The sequence below is a fragment of the Paenibacillus canaveralius genome (genome assembly GCF_047238265.1).
GTDB lineage: Bacteria > Bacillota > Bacilli > Paenibacillales > NBRC-103111 > Paenibacillus_F.
Map to the genome: position 1 here is coordinate 2,909,803 of NZ_JBDFMM010000001.1, position 26,816 is coordinate 2,936,618.

At 54.1% G+C, this 26,816-nt stretch carries 11 protein-coding genes; all 11 read right to left on the reverse strand.

Annotated elements, in window-relative coordinates:
• Nucleotides 1-11 precede the first annotated feature (11 nt).
• The 11 genes from ABC395_RS13285 to ABC395_RS13335 are packed head-to-tail and all read right to left on the reverse strand — an operon-like array spanning nt 12 to nt 26,789.
• Nucleotides 12-4,751: a type I polyketide synthase gene (locus ABC395_RS13285; RefSeq protein WP_413003706.1), complete on the reverse strand. Its 4,740-nt coding sequence runs from the start codon at nt 4,749-4,751 to the stop codon at nt 12-14.
• Complete coding sequence (locus ABC395_RS13290; protein ID WP_413003708.1) at nt 4,741-7,371, reverse strand: non-ribosomal peptide synthetase; 2,631 nt, start codon at nt 7,369-7,371, stop codon at nt 4,741-4,743. Before ABC395_RS13290 ends, ABC395_RS13285 begins: the two co-directional genes overlap by 11 nt.
• A 32-nt stretch (nt 7,372-7,403) precedes the next feature.
• Complete coding sequence (locus tag ABC395_RS13295) at nt 7,404-16,643, reverse strand: amino acid adenylation domain-containing protein (protein ID WP_413003710.1); 9,240 nt, start codon at nt 16,641-16,643, stop codon at nt 7,404-7,406.
• Nucleotides 16,636-17,817, reverse strand: a complete 1,182-nt coding sequence (locus tag ABC395_RS13300; protein WP_413003712.1) for an acyl-CoA dehydrogenase family protein — start codon at nt 17,815-17,817, stop codon at nt 16,636-16,638. Before ABC395_RS13300 ends, ABC395_RS13295 begins: the two co-directional genes overlap by 8 nt.
• A 3-nt stretch (nt 17,818-17,820) precedes the next feature.
• Entirely contained in the window at nt 17,821-18,072 is a 252-nt protein-coding gene (locus ABC395_RS13305) for an acyl carrier protein (RefSeq protein WP_053491437.1), read from the reverse strand.
• A 4-nt stretch (nt 18,073-18,076) separates the two neighbouring features.
• A complete protein-coding gene (locus tag ABC395_RS13310) occupies nt 18,077-19,141 on the reverse strand; it encodes an HAD-IIIC family phosphatase (protein WP_413003715.1) in 1,065 nt (354 codons plus the stop codon).
• Between the two features lie 12 nt (nt 19,142-19,153).
• The gene (locus ABC395_RS13315; protein WP_413003717.1) at nt 19,154-20,008 is read right to left on the reverse strand and encodes a 3-hydroxyacyl-CoA dehydrogenase family protein; all 855 of its coding nucleotides are present in this window, start codon (nt 20,006-20,008) and stop codon (nt 19,154-19,156) included.
• A gap of 4 nt (nt 20,009-20,012) precedes the next feature.
• Entirely contained in the window at nt 20,013-20,753 is a 741-nt protein-coding gene (locus ABC395_RS13320; protein WP_413003719.1) for a thioesterase II family protein, read from the reverse strand.
• Nucleotides 20,754-22,292 carry a serine hydrolase domain-containing protein gene (locus ABC395_RS13325; RefSeq protein WP_413003721.1) on the reverse strand — a complete coding sequence of 513 codons (1,539 nt, stop codon included), beginning with the start codon at nt 22,290-22,292 and terminating at the stop codon, nt 20,754-20,756.
• A gap of 14 nt (nt 22,293-22,306) precedes the next feature.
• The gene (locus ABC395_RS13330; protein WP_413003723.1) at nt 22,307-25,513 is read right to left on the reverse strand and encodes an amino acid adenylation domain-containing protein; all 3,207 of its coding nucleotides are present in this window, start codon (nt 25,511-25,513) and stop codon (nt 22,307-22,309) included.
• Entirely contained in the window at nt 25,485-26,789 is a 1,305-nt protein-coding gene (locus tag ABC395_RS13335) for a condensation domain-containing protein (RefSeq protein ID WP_413003725.1), read from the reverse strand. Before ABC395_RS13335 ends, ABC395_RS13330 begins: the two co-directional genes overlap by 29 nt.
• Nucleotides 26,790-26,816: the final 27 nt, after the last annotated feature.

Genomic DNA, 26,816 nt, shown 5'->3' on the forward strand with positions numbered 1-26,816 from the left:
TGCCACCTCCTTCACGTTCTATTCCTTTTTTGCAGCCGCTTCTGCAGCCTGTTCTTTCCGTCCTGTATCAGTTCAGTGCGGTCCGCCGTTTCTTGCCCCTGAGCGGTTCCCGATTGCGCTCTTCTCAGCAGCCCGGCGAGTGCATAAATCGTCGGATGGCTGAACATGTCAACCACAGACACTTCCTGCTGGAGTGAACGTTGGAGCTTGGAGTTCATTTGAATAATATCGAGTGAGGTAGCTCCCAGCTCGAAGAAATTATCATGCAGGCCGACATGATCGATACCCAGATAGTCACGCCATAGCTCCGTTAGAGTCTGCTCCAGTTCGTCCTCCGAAGGTGCAAACGGCTTGCTGACGCCGGAACGTGCCGCTGCGCGGGATATGCCGCTCTTCTCCCCGTCCACCAGGGATTGCAAGGATGAAGTGCGGGCGGCATGCAACCGCAAACTCAAATCCGTCGTCGATACCGTTACCTGGGGCAGACCACTGGCCAGTGCATGCCGGAACACGGCGATTCCTTCTTCCGGTAACAGCCGGGTCCGCTTGTCTGGGCCTTGTGCCGACACTCCCGCTTGTACCGCAGCAACGGCCACTTCCTGCTCTGCCGCAGCGGCCATTCCGACGGTCTGCCACCCGTCCCAATCAATCGCGACCACGTGCGTATCGTCCAGCGCTCGTTTGCGGTAGGCGTAAGCATCGAGGAACGCATTGGCCGCGCAGTACCCCGCTTGGCCCAAAGCGCCCAGCACGCTGGTGAGAGAAGAACACAATACAAGGAAGTCCAGCTTCCTTCCCGCGAGCACTCGCTCAAGGACACGCGTGCCGCTCACCTTGGCCGCCAATGCACGTTCTTCAATCTCCCGGGTGCGCCGCTGGATGAGCGCCCCGTCGGGCGTGCCGGCCGCGTGAATAACGCCGTGGATCGTTCCGAAGCGGTCGATCGCCCGGGCTACGGCCTGTTCCATTTGCTGCTCGTCGCTTACATCCGCTTTGCAGATCAGCACCTCGGCACCATACTGCTCCAGCTCCTTGAGCTTTTGCAGTTGAAACGCCTGAGTTTCGTCGGTCGTATGTTCGGCCTTGTGGCGCCAATCCGCTTCATCACCAATCCCCGATCGGCTGACAAGGATGAGCTTGGCTCTCACGCTCTTTGCCAAATGCTCGGCCAAGGTCATTCCTATACCGCCCAAGCCTCCGGTTATTAGGTATACGCCTTCTTCCCTGAGGCCGGGATTCTCTTCGACAGCGATGGGGGACGGAATTGGAACGTAGGTCTGTACCCAGCGGTTCGGACCGCGATACGCCACGAAAATGTCCGCGGAAAAAGCGGTTAATTCGGCTTGTAACCGGCTCAATAGCGCTTGCTGCCGATGTTCTGAATCCTTCTGCTCCGGCGAATCCGCAATATCGATGGTTCGGCAGCGCACATTGCCGTATTCCTGCGGAATAACCAGACATGCCCCAAGCGCCGCTGCTTGTTCCGGCTGCACCCGCTCAGATCCTGTCACTTCTTGCATTCCCGTCGTTATGACCGTAAGCTGCAGCTCCTCCTGCAGTCCGCAAGCCCCGATCGCCTGAGCAAGTGCAATAAGGCTTAGATAACCCTTATCGAGTGCCCTTGCGCTGCGGGAAGCGGTCCACCCTTCGGTGTGTTCGCTCTCCCCGGTCAGCCAGGCATGAACAATACGCTCCGGCATTGTGCCGGCTTCCTTCATACTCTGCAGCAGCCGGGTATAATGCTCTCCCTGCTCCGGATCGATCCCGTACGCATGATCATTCTGCCGAGCAAACGTATTCGACGGATAAACCGAAACGACGCGATGACCGTCTTGCTGCAACCGGGCTGCCAGCCGGGAACCTGTTCCTTGCTCCGGCGTAAAAACAAGCCAGGTGCTTTTTGCGTTTATGCCCGCTGCCGCACCCGCCGCTTCATTCAACAGGGAACGTTCCCAGACCGGCGTGTACAGCCACTCCCGCGGGTCGTTCTTTTTAACCGGACCGGCAGCGTTTTGGGATGTAGGTTCCTTCGTTTGCTTGCGGACAAGTCCTTGCTTTAGAACATCCGTATCAAAAGGCGGATCGACCCAGTACCGCCGACCCTCAAACGGATACGTCGGTAAAGCTGTGCGCCGGCGCTTTTCGTTCGCATGGAATGCCTTCCAATCGGGCCGGGCGCCTTCCAGCCACAAGCGTCCCACCTGCTGCTGCAAATAATAGTCATCCCGTACCTGCTCCTTCACATGCCGGACAAGATTGACGACGGCGTGCCGTTCCTGCTTATCCGGATGCCGGCGCACGAATGCGCTTAATGTGTTGCCGGGACCGACTTCCACAAACACGGCCTTGTCGTCATGCAGCAGCTCGCGGAGACCGTCGGCAAAGCGGACGGTGCCGCGTAAATGACGGACCCAGTAATCGGGATCGGTTGTTTCTTCCTTCGTGATCCAGCCTCCACTTACATTTGAAACATAGGGTATGTCCGCGGCCTGCAGCTTCATCCCTCTCAACTTCAGGCGAAACGGCTCCATTGCCGGTTCCATCATGAGGGAGTGAAAGGCATGTGACGTATGCAGCCTTGTGCAGGCCTGCCCTTTCCGGGTCAGCTTTTCTTCCAAAAGATCTATCGCCTCGTAAGATCCCGATACGACGCACATCGCCGGACCGTTAACGGCCGCAAGCGATAAGCCTTCGTTCATGAACGGCAAGAGTTCCTGCTCAGGTAAGGGTACACTTAACATCGCTCCCCCCGGCAGATTGTGCATAAGCTTGCCGCGCAGCACGACCAGCTCCAGCGCTTCTTCTACGGTCATGACTCCTGCCAAACAAGCGGCCACATATTCTCCGACACTGTGTCCGATCATGGAGGCGGGCTTCAGCCCCCATCCGATCAGCAGATTTGCCAGCGCGTAGGAGAATATAAACAGGATCGGTTGTGTCACATCCGTCTGTTTTAAACGATCATGATGATCAACGGCCGCTTCGCTTGCGGCGGGGGCGGGATACATCAAATCTTTTAAATCAACGTCCATCAACGGACGGACTATCTCAAAGCAACGGTCGGCCGCTTCCCGGAATTGGGGCTCACGGTTGTACAAATCCAGTCCCATATTGACATACTGCGCGCCCTGACCAGGGAACATAAACACGAGCCTGGGCTGTTCATTTCCGCCGACACGGTTGTAAACCCGATCAGGAGGCAGGCTGTCCAGCAGTTCCATGGCTTCCTCCGCCGAAGAACTTACCAGCATGCGTCTATGCTTGAATGCCCTGCGCCCGATCTGCAGCGTATAGGCCGCATCGGGTAGAGACAGGCCGGGATTGGCCCGCAAATATTCGCGGAAACGTGCCGTAGCCTGTTCAAGTCCCGATTCCGTCTTTGCGGATAAAAGGAGCAGCTGTGCGTCTCTGCCTTTGGTCTCTTCCGCCGGCGGAGGCGCTTCTTCAAGTACCACATGCACATTGGTTCCGCCGATGCCGAACGAGCTCACTCCGGCTCTTAGCGGATGAAACTCGTTCGTCCAGTCCGTGAGTTCCGTATTGACGATAAACGGACTGCCGGCAAAATCGATTTTGGGATTAGGCTTCTCGAAATGTAAGCTTGGCGGAAGCTGCTTGTGCATAAGGGCCAGCACCGTTTTGATGAACGCCGCAACTCCGGCGGCGCTGTTTAAGTGGCCGATGTTCGTCTTGACGGAGCCGATCCGGCATAACCCTGTCTTGTCCGTCTGGAAAGCCAGCTTAAGCGCTTTGATCTCGACCGGATCGCCCAGCGTCGTACCGGTTCCGTGCGCTTCGATATAGCTGATACTCTCCGGAGCGACCCGGCTCATCCGCTGCGCCGCCCGGATTACCTCCGCCTGCCCCTCTACACTGGGAGCGGAGTATCCCATTTTACGCGTACCGTCATTGTTCGCCGCCGAGCCCTTAATGACGGCATAAACAGCGTCTCCGTCGGCTAATGCCTGCTTAAGCGGCTTCAGCACCACGACCCCCGCCCCTTCGCCGCCCACGGTTCCCTTGGCATTGGAATCGAAAGCGCGGCAATGGCCGTCCGGCGAGCTGACCATCCCTTCCTCGTATAAATAGCCTTCCGTCCGGGGTACCGTTACGGTAACCCCGCCGGCTAGGGCTATCCTGCATTCACCCGTAAGCAGCGCCCGGCAGGCCAGATGAATGGCCAACAGGGAGGTGGAGCAAGCCGAGTCGACGCTCACGCTCGTGCCTTTTAAATTCAGCTTGTGGGAAATTCGCGTGCTCAAGAAATCTTTATCCGACAAAGCCAGTGCGGCGAACTGCTCGGCTGTGCTCTCGCTGCGCGAAAGCATAGCTACCAGCTGCCAATAAATACTCGAAGATGCTCCCGCATACAGACCGACGGCGCCGCTTGTCTGCTCCGTATCGTAGCCTGCGTGCTCCAGTGCTTCCCAGGCGCACTCATGGAAGATCCGCAGCTGCGGATCAATGACTTCGGCCTCGCGCGGCGAATAATCGAAAAAATCGGAATCAAACCATTCCGCATCGGGTACGAGCCCTTTTGCTCTCACATACCTGGAGTTCTGAATCAGTTCGGGGTCGATTCCAGCGGCCTCAAGTTCGCTGTCGGAGAAAAAGTGAATCGATTCCTTGCCGTTTCTCAGGTTATCCCAGTACTCTTCTATATTTCGCGCTTCGGGAAATCGTCCGGCCATACCGATCACAGCGATTTCCAGCCCGGTGGCCGCTTGTGTTTGTCCGCTTTTAGTCATCATGCGCCCCCTCCAAAATCAGCATCGTCTGTTCCATGGTCTCGAATCCCGCATCCATCTCCTCATTGTCGGCCATATCTTGAGGCATAGGAGCCTCGCCTTTGTCCATCTGCTGCAAATAGCCGCTGAGCGCCGAAACCGTAGTGTACTGGAACATGACGGGTACCGGAATGTCATGCCCGAAGGTTTCCTTCAGCATATTGACTACCTGGACCAGCTGGAACGAGTTGCCTCCCAGGTCGAAAAACGTATCTTGGACCCCGATTTTGTCTTCGCCGACCACCAAAACCTCGGCCCAGATCCGGACGAGTGTGTTCTCCGTTTTACCCTGTGGCGCCACGTATTCCTTGCCGGTATGAACATATGCTTTCGGATCGGGTAAAGCTTTCCTGTCCAGTTTGCCGTTTGCCGTTACGGGAAGCCGGTTCAAGTGAACAAAATAGGCCGGAATCATATAAGCGGGCAGCTCCCCGGATAGATGCTCCCGAAGTTTAGCGGCGGAAAGATCATCCGGCCCGGTATAATACGCGCACAAAATGTTCTGTCCGCTCTCATCTTCCCTGATGTGGATTACAGCTTCGCGAATTTCTTCGTGACGCCGCAGCAGGGCTTCGATTTCGCCAGGCTCTATGCGATATCCCCGTACTTTGACCTGGTCATCCCGACGGCCCAAGTACTCCAGCGTTCCGTCTTGAAGCCAGCGTCCCAGATCACCCGTCAAATACAGCCGCTCTCCGGGAGCGAACGGGTGAGGCACGAATTTTTCCTCCGTCAGATCCGGCCGGCCAAGATAACCGCGAGCCAGACCCGTACCCGCAACGCATATTTGGCCGGGCACTCCCTGTGGCAGCAGCCGCAAATTATCGTCCAAAATATAAACCTGGACATTATCGACCGGACGGCCTATCGGAAGGCTTCCGTTACCCGGTTTAATTTCGGTGAACGTGGTCACGACCGTATTCTCGGTAGGTCCGTAATTGTTGAACAACCGGTAGCGGCCGGGCTTATAGCGCTTCAAACGGTCGCCGCCCGTTAACAAGATCCGCAGCGGGGTCTGTTCCCGGTCTGGCATATCCATAAACTGCTCGCACATTAATGTCGGCAGGAAGGCAATGGTAATCCCGTTCTCTGTGAAAAAGTCATCCAGTTTTTTTGCGTCCAGTCTGATCTCGGCAGGTACGACATAAATGCATGCCCCTGCAAGCAGATAGGGGAACACTTCCCACACCGAAGCGTCAAATCCGAAACCGGCGTACTTCATGCTGCGGTCCGACGCAGTTACACCAAAAGCGCGATTGTGCCAGAAGGCCAGGTTGACTAGCGAACGCTGTTCAATCATGACGCCTTTCGGCCGTCCTGTTGACCCGGATGTATAAATAACATAGGCCAGATCATCCGCTGTGCTTTCCGTCGCCAAATCACCTGCCTCGCCGGCAAATAACTTTTCATCATCCAGACACAGCGTCTTGCGGCCTGCCGTTCTGCCGGTAAAAGCCTGTTGTGTCAGCACCACTTGTGCGCGGCTGTCTTCCAGCATGTACGTCAGGCGCTCGTCGGGATAATCCGGATCTATCGGCAGGAAAGCGCCCCCGGCTTTAAGGACGGCCATCATACCGAGCATCATGTCGGCGGAAGGCGCAAACAGCAATCCCACGATGCCGCCCGCTCCGATTCCTTCCGTCCGCAGGATCCGGGCAAGCTGGTTGGCCTTTTCATTCAGCTCGCGATACGTCATTTGCCGCTCCCGGTTAACGATGGCAGGCGCATGCGGAGTGCGTGCCGCCTGTTCTTCAAACAATTGCTGTACGGTCTTACGTTCAGGAAATTTTGCCGGGCTGCCGGCCAGCGGGCCGAGCAAATCCTCTCTCTCCCCCGGCAGCAGGATGTCGATGCCCTTCAGCGGAAGATCCGGATTCGCGAGTGTTTCCCGCAGCAGAAGCGTGTAACGTGAAATGAGATTATTTATTGTGCCGCTGCGGTAGAGCTGCGCGTTATATTGAACCGTACCGCTAATGCGGTCCTGCTTCTTTTGAAAAGAAAACAGTGTAGTCCATTTCACATTCCTGAAATAACGCTCTTCGTGAATGCTGTCGAGGAGCAAGGCCGCCTCGAACAATGGATGTGCGATGGGATCGTCCGTCTGAAGCGCCAATTGTTCCGCTACCATTTCCATCGGATAACTCTGATGATCCACGGCTGCGACAACCGTGTCCTGCGTGTGAAGCAGACACTGTCTGAACGAAAGCGAGTGATCGACCTTGATCCGCAAAGGCAGCACGGTATTGATAAATTCCGCCTCATCCTTCTGCTTATAAATCGGAGTCCCCAGCGTAACGACACTGCGATTGGACAATTTGGCCAGCAAAACGGCGAGTACGGCCGATAACACGACATGAAGCTTTGAATCCGATCCGTTGCTGACTTGGAGCAGGCGGTCCGCCAGCTCCTGCGGAATGGAGAACGAAGCTTCTTCCACCGTCACTCCTGTTCCGCGCGAATATTCGCAGGGAAAACCGCTCTTGTCATATTCTCCGGACAATGCGGACAGCCAGTAATCCCGTTCCTTGCTCTTTTGAGAAGCTGCCACTGCCAGCCGGTCCAAACGATTTTTTTCAGGCTCCATCCCTATTCCTCCCTTTCTTCCCCCGGATCCGCTCATAGTCCGAATTCCCCCCGGGCTCCGGCAAGATAGACAGGTTCAGGCTCGGCTAGATGATGAGCAATCGTAATGTCCTTCAGCTTTTTGTCCGGATTTGCCAGAACACCGGATATAATATCCTGCATATAACCTGCAAAACGCACAATCGTGTCCCTCAGGAATAAGCGGGTGCTGTATTCGAACTTGAAGGACAGCTTCTCACCGTCCTCCTCCGCAATCAGAGACAAATCAAAATGAGAGGCGTCGTGAACGAACGGGAACGGTTCCATTTTCAGACCGGGAATGCTCATCTCAGGGTTCTGCATGTTCTGGAGCGCGAATACAACATCAAATACCGGATTGCGGCCCAAATCACGATCCTGTCCTAATTGCTGAACCATTTCTTCAAACTGATAATCCTGATTGGCAAAGGCATCCAGAGTCGTGGCTCTCACTGCCTGGAGAAGTTCGCTGAAGCTCATTTCTTCATCCAATTGATTTCGCAGCGGAAGCATGTTGACGAATTTGCCGATAATAAGCTGCAGAGACGGCTGTTTGCGGCCGATAATCGGAGTTCCCACCACGATGTCCTGCTGGGCACAAACTTTGGCGAGAAGCAGGTTGAAAACGGCAAGCAGCGCCATGAATAAGGTCACATCTTCCTTCAGGCAGAGTGATTTTAGAGCTTGCGTCTGCTCCGTAGTCAGATCATAGGGAACTCGGCTGCCGGCGAAATTTCTTGTCTCGGAGCGCGGATAATCCGTCCGCAAGGCTAACCGGGGAACGTCCCGCAGTTGATTTAGCCAAAATGCCCCCTGGCGCTGCTGCTCCTCCGTTTCCTTCATCCGGTTCTGCCATTCTGAAAAATCCTTGTATTGCAGCGCAAGCCCGGGCAATTCACGGCCGGCATACAGGGCCATAAAATCGTTAACGAATATGTCCTGTGATAAACCGTCCGACACGATATGATGAAGATCCACCATCAGCACGTGCCGTTCATCCTCAAGCTTGATGAGTCCGGCACGCATCAAAGGCGCCCGGGTCAAATCAAAGGGACGCACGAACTTCGCCACGGCTTCGCGGATTTTCCCGGCGGTTTCCCCTTCTTCCTCTAATAGTCCGGCGTCGGATTCGCCCGGCTCAATTTCGCCGCTGAAATCCGCGTATTCAACTTCGAACTCGACGGTTTCACTTATTTTCTGCATGGGCAGGCCGTTAACCAGTTCGAATGAAGTTCGCAAGCTTTCATGACGCTCTATCAGCTGCCTGAGTACCGCTTCCAATCGGGCCTTGTCCAGTTTGCCTTTCAGAATGCCTGCGACAATTTCGTTATATCCCGTATGTCCCTTCTCCATCTGCTGGATCAAATAGAGACGCTTCTGCGCGGAGGACAGCTCGTAATATTCGCGGGAGGGAGCCTTTTCAATCTCGTGGTAGGCACTTTGTTCCGCCTCATCGATATGTGCGGCAAGCTGCCGGATGTTCGGCATATTGAAAAAGACGGGCAGGCTGATTTCCACCTTCAATTCTTTATGAATCCCGGTTACGACGGTAATCGCCTTGAGCGAATCTCCGCCCAGTTCGAAGAAATCATCCTGCACCCCGATCTTCTCAATCCGGAAAAGCTGCTCCCACATCCCGCAAAGCTTGCGTTCGGATTCCGTTGCGGGAGCGATATATTCGCCGGAGAGCGCAGGGCGGGTGTAGAAGCTGCCGTCTCCTTGGGGCAGAGTTGCCTCTTCCTGAGCCGTTCGTTTCACCCACTTGTCGATCCGGTCCTGCAGGCTGCCGGTCGACAGGACGATCTGGCTCGCTTCCCGGACCGACAGCACGCGCCTCAGCAGCTCGGTCCCCTCTTCCGGCGCAATGAGCAGCTCGGATATCGAAGTGCCCGCCTGCCCATGAATTGTCTGCTCTTTCTCCAGCTGCCAACCGTCCCAGTTGATACTGGTCCAAGCCGCAGGCATACGGCGGTTGCGTACGTGTACATAGGCGTCCATAAAATGGTTCGCTGCCGAGTAGGCGGTAAAGCCTAATCCGCCGAGCATCGGAGACAGCGATGAAGCCAGCAGGCAGAAATCAAGCTCCTTGTCAGCGAGCACTTGATCTAGAACCAGGAGTCCATATAGTTTTGCTTGGAAATGCTGCTCGCTTAATTCTTCGTCTGTCTCTTCCAGCATCCTGAACGCCGCTTCGCCTGTCATACCGGCCGTGTGAATAACCCCGTTCAATGGACCGAACGCCGCCTCGGTTTGCCGGATAGCCTCCTTCATTTGCTCTTGATCTGACGAATTTGCCGTAAATACAAGCACTTCGGCTCCCTGAGATTGGAGCTGCTGCAGCTTGCCGATCTGAACACTGACGGTATTCTCCGGGCCGTGTTCGGCGAGCCACTGCTCCCATTGTTCATGGGGCGGAAATGGCGAGCGGCTGGTAAAGACAAGTTTCGCCCGTACGCTTCGTGCCAGATGACCGGCAAGGACTTGACCGATATATCCCAATCCGCCTGTGATCAAATAGACGCCGCCTTGACGGAGCCGCGGTGCTTCCGCTTCGGGTTCTGCAACCTTAACCGGTTCATAGCCGAGTACCCAGCGTTCGTTGTCTCGATAAGCAGCCGCCAATTCGAACCGGGCAGCGCCAAATTCGTCGAGCAGACGGCGGATCAGTCTATCTCTCTGCCAGCTTCCCGCTTTCGGCAGGTTAAGATCGATGCTGTGACAATGAACGTGCGGCAATTCCTGCGGAATTATCCGGCACGGTCCAAGTACAGTCGCCTTCTCCGGATACAGGACAGATTCGCCGGCGACAGCTTGCATATTATCCGTCAGCACCCACATGCGTACTTCGTGCCCCGAAGCTTGCTTTTTCAGCGCTTTTCCCGTGTATAACAAGCTATAGTATCCGCGTTCCTGTGTGGCCCTCAGCCAAGCCTCACCGCTGTCACGGGAGGATGGGGCGGAAATTCCCCAAGCATGAAGCAGCAGGTCAGGAAGGATTCCCCCAGCTTTCAGATCCGTAAAAAGCTTAATATAATGATCTTCACTTTTCGGGTTCAGTGTATATTGACGAGCTGCGATCTGTTCGTAGTGCTCGCCCGCGGTAACTACAACGATTTGGCCTCCGCATTTGGCAAGTGATTGGATAATATCGGCGGCCAAGCCGTTTTCGTCGGCGAATACAAGCCAATTACCGGCAAGGTTAGCGTTGATGCTGGCGGAGCCAGGAAGCAGCTGCTCTTTTTTCCAGGTCGGAACATAGAACCAGTCGGACATGTCGGGCTGCTTGGCCACTTTGCCGCCCGCGCCCTGAATCTTGCTCGCAGGGCTGCCCGCCGGCAGTGAAATACCAGCAGCAGACTCGATCCAATAGCGCTGTCTTGCAAACGGATAAGCAGGCAGAGAGACACGCGGCCGCGGTTCTTCTCCATGAAAGGCTCTCCAATCGACGGACTGGCCGTAGAGCCACAATCTTCCGATCCGGTTCACGAGCAGGGAGGTGTCCGGTATACTGTTCTGCTCGGGCCGCATCAGGTTGAATGCCTGCTGTCCGCGCTCCGTATCGATATAGCGGCGCGCCAGGAGTGTTAAATCCTGGCCGGGGCCGATTTCCACGAACAGCCTGCCCTGCTGCTCTACAAGCCGCTTAATACCATCCGCAAAACGTACCGTATCCGTCATGTGCCGGGTCCAATAGCCAGGGTCCGTCGCTTCTTCATCCGTTATCCAATTGCCCGTCGTTGTGGAGACATACGGTATTTGGGGCGGATTCAAAGAGACCTTCCGGACGGCTTCGGCGAATGGCTCCGCCACCTCGTGAAGAAGCGAAGAATGAGCAGCCGTGGACACCGGCAATCTCATACAAACATATTTGCTTGCCTTCATTCGCTGTTCAAATGCGGCAATTTCTTCATCAGGACCGGATACAATGCAGGATGGCCCGTTGACGACGGCCAGTGACAGGGAGCCGCTAAGAAGAGGTTTGATATCTTGCTCGGGAAGCGGCACGCTGAGCATCCCGCCCGGCGGTACCTGCTGCATAAGCTCTCCGCGCAGTATGATGAGCCGCATCGCCTCTTCCAGTGACAAAACGCCGGCGAGGCAGGCGGCCGTATATTCTCCGAAGCTGTAACCTATCATCGCATCCGGCTTCACTCCCCATGACAGGAGAAGACGCGCGAGCGCGTATTCGAGCATAAGCATGGCAGGCTGGATATGTTTGGTCTGATTCAATGCAAGGGCTGCTGCCGTCGTCTCCCCTTGGGCGTCCGGGTAGAGCGTTTTCTTCATATCCGTGCCGGTAATCTCGAGATACAGACGGAAGCAGCGGTTCATCTCTTCCCGGAACACGGGCTCGGTTTCGTACAATCCCTTCCCCATGTTGATATATTGCGATCCTTGCCCGGAGAACAAGAACACGATTGAACCGCGCTCCTCCGCGGCCGTGCCGGAGATTACTTTCCGTGTATCGAAGCTTGCCCTGTCAGCGGCAGGTATCAGTGCCGCGGCCGCTTCCTCAACCGTGCTGCAGGAAAGCATACGCCGGTATTTGAAAGGACGCCGGCCGGTCTGCAGCGTGTAAGCAATGTCGGCCAGATTCGCCGAAGGATGCTCCTTGAGATAGACGCCCAGATTGGCCGTCATCGAATCGAGCGCAGCCGGTGTCTGAGCGGACAATAGCAGCACCTGATCGGCCCGGCCCTTCCCGGGAGCTTCCTGTACAGGAGCTTCTTCCACGATGACGTGGGCATTCGTCCCGCCTATTCCGAAAGAACTGACTCCCGCACGAAGCGGATAGCCATCGCTGCGCCAGTCGGTCAGGGCGGTGTTAACCACGAAAGGACTGTTTGCGAAATCAATATTCGGATTCGGAGTCTCATAATGGAGGCTGGGCGGAAGCTGTCTATAATGAAGCGCCAGTGCCGTCTTGATCAATCCCGCTACCCCGGCAGCGGCATCCAGATGTCCTATATTCGTTTTTACGGAGCCTATGCGGCAAAAAGCGGTCTTGTCCGTCAGGAACGCCTTCGTCAATGCTTCGATCTCAATGGGATCGCCAAGCGTAGTTCCCGATCCGTGCGCTTCAACGTAGGTGATACTCTCGGCCGGAACTCCCGCGGCTTCTTGAGCACGGGCGATCACATCCGCTTGGCCCTGTACGCTTGGCGCCGTAAAACCGACCTTGCGGCTGCCGTCGTTGTTGATGGCCGAGCCTTTGATTACCGCATAAATCCGGTCACCGTCTGCGACAGCCGCTTCGAGCGATTTAAGCGCCACGAATCCGACGCCGTCTCCGCCTATCGTCCCCTTTGCCTTGGCATCGAAAGTGCGGCAGTGGCCGTCCGGCGATTTAACCATTCCTTCCTGGTAAAGGTAGCCCGATTTATGAGGGAGCACGATGGACGCGCCTCCGGCCAGAGCCATGTCGCAATCTCCGTTAAGAATAGACTGGCAGGCCAAATGCACGGCTACCAGTGAAGTAGAACATGCCGTCTGCAAAGAGATCGCGGGACCTTTTAAATTCAGCTTGTGGGAAATACGGGTACTGACCGTGTACGAATCGTTCAGCGAATCGACCTCAAACATATCCGACAAATTCCCGTGCAGGCGGTCAGACAGCTGCGACAGCCAGTGGAAATTGTTCGTAACCCCGGCAAACAGCCCGATAGACCCGGCATGTCGCTGCGGGTCGCACCCCGCGTCCTCCAAAGTATGCCACGCGCATTCGTGCAGCAGCCGGACTTGGGGATCCATAATCGCCGCCTGATCGGGAGTATAGCCGAAGAAGGCCGGATCGAAATGGTCCATCTCATCCAGCACGCCCTTCGCTTTGACAAACTCCGGCCGCTTCATAAGCTCGCGGTCAAAGCCATACTCAGCCAGTTCGTCATCCGAAAAAAACGAGATCGACTCTTTGCCCTGCCGCAAATTGTTCCAAAACTCACCGATGTTTCGTGCGCCTGGGAATCTTCCGGCCAAACCGATAATCGCGATGTCCCGGCTGCCTTCATTCTCTTGCTTCGCACGCCCGGTTTGCGCCGGGGAAGTCTGCTCGTGCTTCCTTCCGGACGCTGCGCTCTCGCTCTTCGAATCTGCCGATGCTTCACTTTCGCCTGCCAAATGCGCAGCCAGTTCATACACGGTCGGGTATTGGAACAGCGTAACGATCGGAATCTCGCGCTTAAGCTGTCTTTGCAGCTTGCTCTGCAGTTGGATGAGGTTAATCGAATTGCCGCCTACTTCAAAATACTTGTCGTGGATCCCGATGCGATCCAGCTCAAGCACGGCTTTCCAGGCGTCTGCGATCCGATTCTCCAACTCTGTCCTCGGCATCGCCGCCTCCTTCACATCGCGCGGAGCCTCCGCAAGAGCAGGCAGTGCCTTGCGGTCGAGTTTTCCGTTAGGTGTCAGCGGTATCCGCTCCAGGCGGACCATGTGAGTCGGAATCATGTAATCGGGCAATTTTTCGGCAAGATAGGCCCGCAGGTCAGATACGGACACCGTTTCAGAAGAAGCCACATAGGCACATAACTCAGTCTGGGCGCCCCGTCGCTGCACCGTCACCGCTGCTTCTTGCACGGATTTGTGCTGCAGGAGCACCGTCTCGATTTCACCGGTTTCGATGCGGTGGCCGCGGATTTTTACTTGCTGGTCCATTCGTCCCATATATTCGATGGTTCCGTCTTCCAGCCAGCGCGCCATATCGCCTGTCTTGTAAATATTCCCGCTTGAGCGGAAGGGATCCGGTATAAATTTCTCGGCAGTCAGCTCCGGACGATTCAAGTAGCCGAGCGCAACACCGTCACCCCCGACGATCAGTTCGCCGGGAATGCCTATCGGCAGCAGGTTATCATAGCGGTCGACGATGTACGCCGTAGAATTGCTGATAGGCCGACCTATCGGAATATGCTCGTTAAATTCGCGGTCGATACGGAAGCAGGTTGAAATGACCGTGTTTTCGGTAGGACCGTACGCGTTCCAGATCGTCAGTCCGGGACATGCTTGCCGGACGGCCTCAATATGTTTCGGTGAGAGTACATCGCCGCCGACGACCAGATTGCGAATTCCGGCGAACATCTCCGGACGCTGCTGGGCCAACTGATTGAATAATGCCGGTGTCAGCAGTCCGCCCGATATGGCACGCGTACGCAAAAAGGCATCCAGTCGGGCATTGTCCAGCAGGGTATGCTTGTCCGCAATATGCAGGCTGGCCCCGTTCAAGAGCGCCCCGAACACCTCGAACGTCAGTGCGTCAAAGCCGATTGCTCCTGCCTGAAGGACCCGGTCATGCGCTTCGAACTGGACGTAGTTCGTGTTCCGGACCAGCCTCACGATTCCCCGGTGCCCGACAATGACGCCTTTGGGCTTACCTGTCGAACCGGATGTGTACATGACGTATGCCGGATGTTCCGGACCGCCTGCCGGAGGCAGCTCGGATGCTTCGCCGTGATGAAGCAATGCTTCATTCAGCTCCAGCACCTGAGCATGTTCCGGTATCAATGCCTCAAGGCCCGGTGAAGCGAGCACCACACGCACATCGCCGTCGGACAGCATATAAGCGATTCTTTCGGCAGGGTGGGCGGAATCAAGCGGCAGATAGACCCCTCCCGCTTTCAGAACACCGAAGATTCCGGCAATCAGTTCGGTGGATCTGTTCGCCATCAATCCCACAACCTGGCCGCTTTCCAAGCCTTTCGCCTGCAGCGTACGGGCTATCCGGTTAGCTTGTTCGTTCAGCTCGCGATAGGTATAGGACTGCCGCTCATCTGTTACAGCTAGACTGTCGGGAGACAACAGCGCTTGTTCCTCGAACAGCTCATGAACACTTTTCTCACTGGGATAATTCGAAGTTGTCAGGTTGAATAACAGAATTTGCTCCCGCTCTTCGTGGGTAAGAATCCCGATATCCTTAAGCCTTGTCTCCCGGTACGCGGTAACCTGTGTGGAGACTTGGGTGATTTGTTCAAGAATGTAGAGGTAATGATGAGCCAGTTTCTTGATCGTATTTTCCGGATACGCCTGCTTATTATAAGAGAAGGTTATTTCCAGCTTCTCAGCCACCGTAATGCGCAGTGTCAAATCGAACTCGGTCTCTTCCTCGATATGATGAGGTTCTAAGACAAGCGGTCCGTCGGTGCTCGTAACGACTTCATCCAGCGGATAATTTTCCACAACTACCAGGGTATCGAACGGGTTTCCTTCGGCTCTGAGCCCTCCATACGTTTTGATATCCGTTAAGGAAGTGTTCGCATGCTCTTCGCTTGCTTGAATAGAGGCATTCACCTCGGCCAGGAGCCCGGGTAACAATTTATCCGGACCCGCCGTCATGCGAAACGGCAGCGTGTTAATGAATAAGCCGACCATCTGCTCCATCCCGGGAATAATCGTATTGCGTCCCGACACAGTAGTACCAAACAATACGTCGTCACTGTTCGTATAGTGCTGAAGCAGAATACCCCACGCCGTATAAAATAGAGCCGCCTGCGTCACTTCTGCGGAACGGACGCTCTGGTGCAGTCCGGCTGCGAAGGTGCTGCTCCGTTTTTCCGTGTATAAGGCCATATCGGGAGCTCCCGAAGCTATTGCGCTCCTTGTACCGATGGGCCGGTTCTGTAAGTCATGCAAGTACCGGCTCCAGTAGTCCTCTTGTGCTTGCTTGTCCTGCTGCTGGAGCAAAGAGATAAACTGCTTGAGGCGCGGCTTGTCCTGCCGCTCCGGTTCCTTCCCCTGCGCCAGCGTCAAATAGGCGCTCCGCCACTCCTTCAACAGAATACCCGTGCTCCAGCCATCGAACAAGATATGGTGAAAGCTCATCAGCAGGGTGTGTTGGCGCTCGGACTGCTTGCACAGCGTCAGGCGGAAAGGCACCTGATCCAGCGTGAACTTCTCCTTTTTGTCGGCGGCAATCCGGTCTTCAATCAGCCCGGTCTGCACATTCTCGCCATAGCCGGAATAGTCCTCATAACGAATAACGGGACGATGTTCCCGCAGTACGATTTGAACAGGCTGGTTCACCTCTTTCCAGCGGAACAAGGACCGCAGCGCCTCATTGGCCTGCACAACGTAAGCCCACGCCCGTTCAAACAACGTTAGCTCCAGCTCTCCGCTGACGCCAAGCGCGATCATCTCTACATACTGCGTAGTTTCGGGATCTCTCAAGTATTGAAGCAGCATCCCCGACTGCATAGGAGTGAGTGCCAAAATATCTTCAACGTTGCTTTTATCCAGCTTTTGAGGTTCCTTCACGCTATCACCCATCCTTTCCGATTCGAACTTCCTCCCGCTTCTTTACCGCATATTTGCGAAGTCCGTATTGAGAAATGACCTGCTGCTGAATTTGGCTGGTGCCTTCTATGATTTCCAGTACTTTGGCTTCCCGGAATAACCGCTCGGCAGGGTAGCCGCTGCGGTAGCCGTTGCCGCCATGAACTTGCACCGTATCGTTCGTAATCTCGACAGCAACTTTCGATGTAAAATATTTGGCGATCGCTGTCTCGTCAACCGCTTCCGCCGCCCCGTTTTTACGCAATTCACCCGCGGCGATACAAAGCGCACGCGCGGCATGAACCTTGGTGACCGCGTCCCCGATCAGTCCTTTGACGAGCTGGAACTGGTGCAGTTTCTCTCCGAATTGGGAGCGCGATATCGAGTAGGCTACCATCGCTTCCAAGGCTTCGCCCGCAATGGCGGCACCTGCCCAGGCGATGCTGTATCTGCCGTGATCAAGCGCGGTGGATACGATATAAGTAAAGCCTCCGCCTACGATGCCGAGCACATTCTCCGCCGGGATTTTCACTTCATTAAGCTCAATCTCCGCAAGATGAGCCGCCCGGTTGCCGAGCATGCCGGACATTGGGATTGTATACACTCCTTCACGTTCACGCTCGACGATGAATGAGGTGATGAACCCGTCCGCATCGGCTGCGACCACAACGAAAAAATCGGCGATTGCAGCGAATGAAATCCACTTTTTGGTGCCATTCAGAATATAATGGCTTCCTTCTTTACGGTAGGTGGTCTGAACGTTTTTCGCATCCGAGCCCACATTCGGTTCCGATAAAGCGAAGGCGCCCAGCTTCTCCGCCCGCGCCATTTGCGGCAGCCAGTATCTTTTCTGCGCCTCCGTACCGAATCGCAGCATAGTCTCTCCGAGCAGCGAGGTTTGAACGGTTATCAGCGCTCTCGTGTTGCAGCATGCTTTGCCGATCTGCTCCGTGAACAGTCCGTATGCCACAGGATCAAGCCCCAGACCGCCGTATTCCTCCGGCCAGCTGGCCGCCAAATATCCCAATTGCCCCATTTTATTAATCAAGCTGCGGGGCAGCTCGCCTTTGACATCGATTTCACCCGCGAGCGGACGGATTTCCCGGCCGGCAAAAATTTTGGCCTCCTCTATGATTTGGAGGGCGGACTCGCATGTCTGTGCAACCATCGTTTAGGCCTCCTGCTTATGCTTTTCGATTAGCTTTACGATGTTGTTAAGCGTGCTGAAATTCGCGATATCCAAATCCTCATTGCTGACCGTGAATCCGAATTCTTGTTCGATGTAGCTGAGAAGTTTCATGGCGAACAGAGAGTTGACGAAGCCTTTTTGAAAAATATGATCATCGTCCGTGAACACGGCCTCGTCCTCAAATACAACCAGATTGCTTTCAATAAAACTGCGGATCTTTTGTTTGATTTCCATCTAGTTACCCCTTTCTCCCGGCGACCGTTACCAACACATCAATATAAGGCGGGAACGGCTGAATTTGGTTTAAATCGTTCTCGAACAGGATGTTTCCTTCTCCGTCATTGGAGATTTCCGTGAAATTAGCAAAACGGTAGGTGACGTACATCATCTTATTGCGGTCCGTCTGTTTAAAGTCGGCCCGGAGTACTTTCCCTTCATTCTTCGCCTGCTGCATGATGTACGTGAGCATGACGGTACCGACTCCGCGAGACATCACCCTGCAGGACATTAGCAGCATTTTTATATGCCAGCAGCTTTCCTTCAATTCGATCAGTGCAAGCCCGATCTTACCGTAAGAGCCGTATTTATCCGTCAATTCGCACACGAGCAGGATATGATTATCCGACTGTCTGATCCTGTCCAGTTCCTCATAGCTGTACGTATAACCCGTCGCATTCAGCTGATTTGTGCGGATGGTCAGTTCCTCCGCCCGTTTCAAGTCTTCCTCTCTGGCCTCGCTAATGACAAAGCGCATGCCGAGGGAACTTAGAAACGCCTCTTGAGGTCCCGCAAACGATTCTTCTTCGTTTTTGCGCAGCATATCTTCCAGATACATGGCGCGCCGGCGTCTGGAATCTTCCGTAATGAACCGCGGATTGAGACGCGGGTGACGAAGCAGGGTCTCGTAAGGCGTCACATCCAGACACTCTACCTCCGGATGGATGCTCAGCACCTCATCCCGTTCGAAGGGCTGATCGTCGATAAACAGAATGGTGTCCATCCCTATGTTCAAGTTCGATCGAATTTTGTCGATCGAGGCTGATTTGGCATTCCAGTTGATTTCGGGATACAGAAAATAGGTGTCGATCCCGAACTCCTTCAGCTTGTCCAGCGCGTGCACCGTATCATTGCGGCTTGCGATTGATTGCAGAATGCCGCGAGAATCCAGCTCCGCGAGAAGCTCTCGCATATGGGGTTTTAACTGAACCTCGTCGGACTCCAGCAAAATGCCGTCCCACATCGTGTTGTCCAGATCCCAGATTACACATTTGACTTCCTTTACCTTGTCCGCTGCCCCGTTCATCGTTATCCCTCCCTACTTGCTGTAATCGAAAAATCCTTTTCCCGATTTTTTGCCCAGGTAACCGGCGTCCACCATCTTAACGAGCAGCGGGCAGGGCCGAAACTTCGGATCCTTGTAGCTGTCCTGCAGCACCAGCAGCGAATTGAGAATGGTGTCCAGGCCGATCAGATCACATGTAGCAAGCGGCCCCATTTTGTGGCCGAAGCCCAGCCGGAAAATCTTATCGACATCTTTCGGCTCCGCGACACCGTCCTGCACCGTCCAGACGCATTCGTTAATCGTCAGCATAAGGACCCGATTCGTTACGAAACCGGGGAAATCGTTAACCACTACCGGGACTTTATCGAATGATTTTAAAAACTGCTCCCCGGCGGCGACGGTCTCGTCCGATGTATGCTCGCCCCGGATGACTTCGACCAGTTCCTTCATCGGCACGGGGTTCATAAAATGCATACCGATGACATTCTCCGGTCTTGGCATTAACGAGCCGACCTTCGTAATGGAAATACAGCTTGTGTTAACCGCATAGAGGGTCTCTAAGCCGCACACCCCGGACAGTTCCGTAAATACCGTTTTCTTAAGTTCCCATTCTTCCGTCACGTTCTCAATAACAAACTGGACGCGTGCGAAGTCATCATAAGCCGTGGTAAAGGTAATGCGGGACAGAACGTCCTCCACGGTAAGCTGTTTCGCCTGAGGCTTGACCAGCTTTAACAGCCGGAAATCCGTCTTAATTTTCTCCTTAGCTCCATGCAAGATATCTTCGCTAATATCTTTGAGCACCACTTCGTATCCATAGCAGGCCAGATCCAGGGCAACGTCGCTGCCCATTACACCCGCACCGACTACTCCGACGGTTCGTATCATGAATTCACGACTCCTTTTTGGTGGACATTTGTTCACGTTCAACAGGGCTGCTCAGCATATCATTGACGAGCGCCACTACCTGCTCCGTATGTTCATTTAGGAAGAAATGACCTCCTTCGAATTCATAAAGGTGACAGCCCCGGCTGCCATATGCGGACCATTCCATAAGGTTGAAACCTTCTGTCGCTCTGTCCTCTTTTCCGTTGAGCACGGATATATCACAGTGAATACGCTCCGTTCTGCTCTCGAAGCGATGCGTTTCCACCAGCTCCAGATCTCTCCGCAGGCCCGGTAAAAACAGCCGCAGCAGATCTTCCCGCTCAAACACTTCATCCTCGGTTCCGCCAAGCAGTTTGATTTCCTGCTGCAGTTTTGCATCGGATAAGAGATGCAGCGGAAGAATCCTGCGGGTGTGAGGCGGATAGGTCCCCGAGACGAATAAATGGACGGGTTCGCGCCCCCTCTTCTTCTTGACGGCATGCGCCAGCTCGTAAGCGATGAGGGCTCCCATGCTATGGCCGAAGAAAGCAAAATCAGCTTCGTCCAGATGCGTGTCCAAATATCCGTCATATAAATCTTCCACCAGTTCGTCCATGCTGTCGTAAGGAGGTTCGAGCATTCTTTTTCCCCTTCCGGCGAGTTCAACGGGATGCAGTTCAATATGGTCATGCAGATAGCGTTTCCATCTTGTATAGACGGTCGCGGAACCTCCGGCGTAGGGCAGGCAGAACAGCTTGCATTTCATTTAGATCACCTCCTCCTGTGCCGGCGGAATCGTCCCCGAACGGCGTTTCACGGATGGAAACAGCCAGACTGCAAGAAAGGACAGGAATGCGATTCCGACGAATAGGTAGAGCGCATAGACGAGCCAGATGATGGTGACAGGCGACCATACCGCGACAACGGCAAGCGGCAGGCCTGCAAATGCAGTCTTGAGCAGCACGCCGATTCCCCACAAGCAGGCTCCGGTCAGCACGACCGCAGCTCCGAGGCCGATGAGCCTTCTTCCTTTTGGCGGAACGAAAGTGCGCCGCCGGCGGCGTAAATGTCCGGGGACGCGGACTGCTTTGCCTGCCAGTATAAACACGAAGACACTGATGACACTCAGCGAGATCATCGCAATTCGATCAAGCAGCGGATAGAAATCCGCTTGAGCGGGCGGTGGCTCCTGTTCCCGCAGAAGGCTCATCAGACCTTGACCGATATGAAACGTATAGGCGGAGTTGATGTTGGCGAGTACTCCTACGCCGAGCCGCTCTTGCGGACGCATGATGAAATAGGACGAAAAATTGGGGTTAGAGCCTTGGTGTGAGAGCTCTTTGCCGTCCGAAGTTACAAACCACCCCGAGGCATAGTAGGTTCCGCCGGCGTCCGGTCCTACGCTCGTATCGGGCATATGGGAACGATCGATGATGCTCCGTTCCGCCTCGGAGATACTCTTCGTCCCGAGCTGAAGCAGCAGCCACTGCCCGATATCGTCCGCGTTGGAGACTATATAACCGGCGGGCGTGTTGCCCCTGTAATCGGGGGCTTCGTACAGACGAGGCGAGCCGAATCCGATCTTATATCCCTTGGCGAGCCGCTGCCTATCCTGCAGCTGTGCCGCAGGTACCGTGTCGTTCATGCCAAGCCGCTTCAGCATCCCCGACATGTAAGCTTCGTACGGCATGCCGGATACTTCCTGGATGACCAGCCCCAGAACATCATAATTAATGGTGGCATACTGATACTTGTCTCCGGGAGGGGTGTCCAGTTCCGTGCCCGATAATGCCCGTACAGTCTTCTCCAGGGCCTGCTCCTCGGAACTGATCGGGATGGAAGCGAGTGAAGCGAAAGGTACTCCGCTCGTATGGTGCAGCAGATGAGCCAGCGTCACATTCGCCGGCTGTCCTTGATAGGTTAGCGAGAGCCAAGGAATATAGCGGGTGACCGGATCGTCAAGTTTAAGCGCATTTTCACGCTCCAGCTCTAACAAGGCCAGTCCGGTGAACGCTTTGGACGTCGATCCCAATTCAAACAATGTAGTGTTTGCAGCGGGTATCCCCGATTCTCTGTCGGCGAGCCCGAATCCCTTCGTATAAACCACCCGGTCCCCGCTCACGATCACGACTGCGGCTCCCGGGCTTTGCGCCTTCACCAGCTCGGCCTGCACAAACCCGTCGATAGCGGCCGCATCTATGTTCGGCTGTTTTTGCGAAGCAGGGGCTCCGTCTTCGGCGGATGCGGCTGTCGGGCTGACTAGCAGCAGCATCATCAGTACGTAGAAAGCAAGCTTCTTAACCACGATTGTCCGCCCCTTTATGATTGGAAAAGTACGTCAAGTTCTTCTTGCGCGAGCTTTACAGTCTCAAAATCAGAAGGCGTAAAATCAGTCTGTTCCCTGTCTGAGCCTAACCGGATGACTTCAGCCAGCCGCTGCATAAAAACTTGCATGAACGTGTCTATTGTTTCCGGGTTAAACATAGCCGTGCTGTATGTCATGCGGATCTGGAGCCTGTTATCCGTAACCATGGCTACCACATCGACCAGACAGGACAACCTGTTGCTCGGGCATGTATCTCTTCCGGTATCGTCCCCGGCGAGCGCGAGCACAGGGCTGTGCAACTGATTATCGATTTCACCCATATAGTTGAAACGGACCAGGTTGCCGCCCGTCTTCGGAATGCCGCCGGAACCATAGGCCAAGATACCATAGTCGATTCCTTTGTTTGGAATGGAGCGGAGCTGTTCTTTTATGCTCTTGATGATCCCCGCTGTTCCGGTTTCATTCATCAGGAGGTTAACGGGATACAGCGAAGTGAACCATCCGACGGTTCTGGATATATCCATGTTCTCGAACAACTCTTCGCGTCCGTGTCCCTCCAATTCGACCGTGATTTTTTGCTTGCCGGTAATATCGCTTAAGGCCATCGCCAACGAGGCGGTCAGCAAATCGCCCGCATGACTCCGGAAAGCGGTATTCGCCTCCCCCAGCAGCCTGTGCGTCTCCTGCTCGGAAAGCTCCCGGACAAGCGTAGCGCATACGGCAATCCGGTCGTCATCCGAAGGATAATCGGCATCCAGGCTGTCTTCCGCGTTCTCTAGGACCGAATGCCAGTATTCGTGATATTCCGGCGCCTTTTCGCGTCCGTAAGCATCTATCGCATCCGACCAGGTTTGGATGGAATGCGTTTTATTCGGCAGAGTCCATGCCGCCCCGCTTACGACCGCTTGCAGCAGCAGGTCCAAGTCTTCCAGCAAAATGCGCCAGGATACGCCATCTACGATCAAATGATGTGCTGTCAGCAAGAGACGTTGTCCCTGACTTCCTTCATCAAATACAAGAGCCTTGAATAAAAGGCCTTGTCCGAGCCGCACACTTGCTTTGAATGATTCGGCTTCTTTTTTCAGAACCGAAGCCCGCTCTGCTTCCGGAATACCGCTCAGGTCGCAGCGGGCAAGCTCCACGTCCCCGCGTTCGACAGGCCGGTATATCAGGCGGCCCGGACTTTCATCAGCCTGCAGTCTTAAGGTGTCATGGTGGTCGATTAAGGCGAATAACGCATCGCGAAGCTGATCTGTCGTTATGGACGGACTTAACCGGAGCAGCACAGACTGCGCGTAGTAATGAGGATTATCCCATTCTCTTGAAAAAAACCAGGATGCAATCGGCAGCGGCTTAACTTCCCCGTAACTCTGTCCCTGTTCGATCGGGGCAGTGGTGTTTCGTTCAATAAACACCGCCAGTTCACGAATAACGGGATAGCTCATAATTTGCTGTACCTTTAGCTGATAACCGGCCGCTTTAATTTTGGATACAATTTGTATGGCTTTGATGGAGTCACCGCCGAGCCGGTAAAAATTATCCTGAACCGTTATTTCATCCCTGCAGAGTACATCCTTGAATATGTTCATTAACAGCGTCTCGATCTGACTGGCCTTTCCGGGCTCTCTTGTATCGAGGTACTGTTCGGGATTCGGCAGAAGACGCCTGTCCACTTTACCGTTCGGAGTAAGCGGCAATTGATCGAGACCGACAAAGTAAGCCGGTATCATATAGGAAGGCAGCGTCTCTGCCAGCTTCATCCGCAGCTCCAAAGCCGTAAGCCGTCCCGCAGCGACGTAATATGCGGCAAGATACTGCTGACCGTCTTCTCCGGTGCGGTCAATGACGACGGCTTCTTCAATGCCGCTCACTTCAAGCAGCTGATGCTCGATTTCCCCCATTTCGATGCGGTATCCCTTAATTTTGACCTGATGATCGATCCGGCCCAAATATACGATTTGGCCATTATCGTGGCGCACGGCCAAATCTCCCGTCCGGTACATCCTTTTGCCCGTAAGGAAGGGGTTGGGAAGAAACCGGTCTTGAGTAAGCTCCTCTCTGTGCAAATAACCCCGGGCCACCCCGTCTCCCGATATATAGATTTCGCCAGTCGATCCGTTCGGGACCGGCTCCAGCTGCCGATCCAGCAAATAAATTTGCACATTGTCAATCGGCTGTCCGATCGGAACCGATACCCCTTCGTCGCTCGCCGGATCATAACGGTAAATCATACAGCCGACTACAGTCTCGGTCGGTCCGTACTCGTTAAGGATTTCAATTCCGCCCCGACTGTGTTCATGTATCTCGCGAGCCAGCGAACTTTTCAAATCTTCACCGCCCACAATGAATGTCCGGACCGTGTATTCGCTGAAATCCATATCTTTGATAAGCGCCAGATGAGCCGGCGTCAGCTTGATAACTGTGGCCTTGTTGTCTTCCACAATACGTTTAACTATAAAGTCGTTTCCGTCATCTTCGTAAATTTCGATACGGCTTCCGCTAATTAGCGGTACAAAGATAGAAGTCACAGTCAGGTCGAAAGCAATGGAAGAGTACAGCGCAAACACGTCGCTTTGGGAACGGTTATACGTTTTTCCCGCCCACCGGATGTAATTCACCAGTCCCCTGTGTTCGATCATCGCACCTTTGGGATTACCAGTTGATCCTGAGGTATAGATGATATAGACCAAATCGTCTGCCGTAAGCGTGGCCGGCAAATTACTCCCGTCCTTGTCGTACATACGTTCATCATCGAGCGCAAGAACCTCACCGCTGTAAGAAAGCCGTTCCCATTCCTTGCCATGGGTCAGCAGCAGGGACGCTCCGCTATCCTTCAAAATATACTCGATCCGTTCTTTGGGATATTCGGGATCGATCGGCAGATAAGCCATGCCGGCCTTGATTACCGCCCAGATGCCTACAACGATTGACAGAGAGTGACGGCCCATGATAGCTGCGGGGGTTTGAGGGCTTATCCCTTTTTCCAGCAGTGTTCGTGCAAGCCGGTTGGCGCGTTCGTTCAGCTCGCCATAAGTAAGCGATTGTCCCTTGCATGAAACCGCAATGCGTTCAGAATTCCGCTCGGCTTGTTCTTCGAATAACTGCAAGATCGTTTTATGCGAGGGATATTCGCAGTCAGTCGCGTTAACCGTATATAGAAGCTTCGAGCGCTCATCCGGAAGAAGCAGTCTGCAGCTCATTAAGCGGAGTATCGGGACGGCTCAGGACCTGGCCGGTTAAATGTAGAAGACGGCTGTGCAGTTCATCGATTTGCTTCTCCGTGTAGTCGCCTTCTTTATAATCGAAATACAGCTCCAGCTCTTCATCCGATGACCACTCGGTGACGATAAGCTGCAAGGAATACAACTGGTTCCCGTTATTCGCTTCAATCTGCTGCATTTTCCATCCGGGACCGAAGTTCCGGTCGAATGCCGTATTATAATAGTTCACGCATATCTGAAATAATTGATCCAATCCCCGCTGCTGAAGCTGAAGATCCTGTACAAGCAAATTGTAGGGATATTTCTGATGGAAATAACATTGAATGAGTTCCTGGTTGACGTTATGTATGAACGAGGTGAAGGACACTTCATGCTCGATGTCAATGAGAAAAGGCATCGTGCTGGTAAACATGCCGAATGTATTTTTTTCTTTGGCCCCCGTACGATTCAAAACAGGAGTGCCAATCAGGAGACGGTTTTGCTGATTCGCTTTGTGGAGATAAAGGAGCATCGTTGCTACAAAAAAAGTATTCAACGAAATATGATGGGTTTTGGCAAAGTCGCGGATGGCATCGGAAGCGGACCGGCTTATAGAGAACTTTTTGCGGTTGCCGGCGGTGCCGATTGTCGTATTTTGAAATTCAATGTCATGAAGGTGATCGAATTTAATGTTCCAATAGGTTTTGTTTTTCGTAAAACGGGGGGATGTCAAATACTTTTGCTCTTGTTCAATGTACTCCAGGTAAGTAGGACGCGGTTCCTGACGAACCTCCTCCCCTTGCATCAATTGCGTATAAATTTGATTGATATGCGTCGTCATCAATTGAAAAGACCAGCCGTCCGAAATAATATGGTGGAATTTTGTGAGATACGCGCTTTCCGTTTCGCTGATCCTGACAAGTACAAAATCATACAATTGTTCCCCGTCCAGCGCGAGAGGTTTGCCGAACTCGGCACTCACCCAGGCATCCACATCCGATTCGTGATGTGTAAAATCGACAAACGGGAACGTTTTCCTGCGATATTCCGCCACCGTCTGCTGTACCGCACCGTCTTGTTCGACTAACCGTATGCGCACGGCATCGTTGAGCCGGATGAATTGATTAATGGCTTCCTCCAGCAAGGAAAAATCGACAGGGCCATAAATTTTGATGAGCCCTCCGATATTATGTATGCTCGTACCCGGGTATATATTTTCTACATACCAAATTCGTTTTTGCGGATGTGTGAGCGGATAGAGCCTGCTTGCCTCCATAGAAATAACCTCCAATGGGAATAAGAT

What these genes read in the sequence shown, in the direction of transcription:
- ABC395_RS13285 (WP_413003706.1), bottom strand. Translation starts at nt 4,751, where the DNA reads ATGATGACTAAAAGCGGACAAACACAAGCGGCCACCGGGCTGGAAATC.
- ABC395_RS13290 (WP_413003708.1), bottom strand. Translation starts at nt 7,371, where the DNA reads ATGGAGCCTGAAAAAAATCGTTTGGACCGGCTGGCAGTGGCAGCTTCT.
- ABC395_RS13295 (WP_413003710.1), bottom strand. Translation starts at nt 16,643, where the DNA reads ATGGGTGATAGCGTGAAGGAACCTCAAAAGCTGGATAAAAGCAACGTT.
- ABC395_RS13300 (WP_413003712.1), bottom strand. Translation starts at nt 17,817, where the DNA reads ATGGTTGCACAGACATGCGAGTCCGCCCTCCAAATCATAGAGGAGGCC.
- ABC395_RS13305 (WP_053491437.1), bottom strand. Translation starts at nt 18,072, where the DNA reads ATGGAAATCAAACAAAAGATCCGCAGTTTTATTGAAAGCAATCTGGTT.
- ABC395_RS13310 (WP_413003715.1), bottom strand. Translation starts at nt 19,141, where the DNA reads ATGAACGGGGCAGCGGACAAGGTAAAGGAAGTCAAATGTGTAATCTGG.
- ABC395_RS13315 (WP_413003717.1), bottom strand. Translation starts at nt 20,008, where the DNA reads ATGATACGAACCGTCGGAGTAGTCGGTGCGGGTGTAATGGGCAGCGAC.
- ABC395_RS13320 (WP_413003719.1), bottom strand. Translation starts at nt 20,753, where the DNA reads ATGAAATGCAAGCTGTTCTGCCTGCCCTACGCCGGAGGTTCCGCGACC.
- ABC395_RS13330 (WP_413003723.1), bottom strand. Translation starts at nt 25,513, where the DNA reads ATGAGCTGCAGACTGCTTCTTCCGGATGAGCGCTCGAAGCTTCTATAT.
- ABC395_RS13335 (WP_413003725.1), bottom strand. Translation starts at nt 26,789, where the DNA reads ATGGAGGCAAGCAGGCTCTATCCGCTCACACATCCGCAAAAACGAATT.